The organism is Sulfitobacter sediminilitoris, assembly GCF_010667575.1.
In the GTDB taxonomy this organism is placed as follows: Bacteria; Pseudomonadota; Alphaproteobacteria; order Rhodobacterales; family Rhodobacteraceae; genus Sulfitobacter; species Sulfitobacter sediminilitoris.
In genome coordinates this window covers 1-602 of record NZ_JAABNT010000091.1, presented here as the reverse complement: position 1 = coordinate 602, position 602 = coordinate 1, and the positions used below count along the sequence as shown (strand labels likewise).

The following is a 602-nucleotide window of genomic DNA, read 5'->3' as shown; positions in this document are numbered from 1 at the left end:
CTCACGCATCAGCCTACCAACGCGGCGGTGGCCGATGTTCAGACCGAGCTCCTTCAGCTCTTCAGTCATTCGTGGACGGCCGTAGCTGCCCAGGCTGAGACGAGACTGTTCCTTGATATGAGCCAGCACGACCATATCTGTCCGCTGCCTTTGACTGGCCGGACGGCTGCGATAGGCACGTAAGCCTCGTTCGCTGACATCCAGAACCTGGCAAAGGCGGTTGGTCGGGAAATCGCGGCCATGCTCTTCGATGAACCTAAACCTCATGGCTTTTGGCTCGCGAAGAAGGCCGTGGCCTTTTTTAGGATATCCCTCTCCTCCTTGAGAATGCGGTTCTCCCGTCGAAGCCGTTCATTTTCGCGGGCAAGGTCCAGCTCCTTGTCCGACACCACATCAGTGTCCCGATGTGCCGTCACCCATTTGTTCAGCGTCGACAGGCCAACACCCAAATCTGAAGCAACCTGCCTGCGTGTCAGCCCGCTCGTCAGCGCGATCCGCACCGCATCAGCGCGGAATTCGTCCGTCCGTTTCGTTCCCATAGTTCGTCTCCTTTGCTGCAATAAATGCTATCAAAGGAGCGGCATCAAACCGTGACAGGTCCA

1 pseudogene is annotated in these 602 nt (G+C 57.3%); it reads right to left on the bottom strand.

Annotation, left to right across the window (positions count from 1 at the left end):
- Positions 1-539 (bottom strand): annotated as a pseudogene (locus GV827_RS23255) (transposase); the annotation flags it as partial.
- Positions 540-602 lie beyond the last annotated feature (63 nt).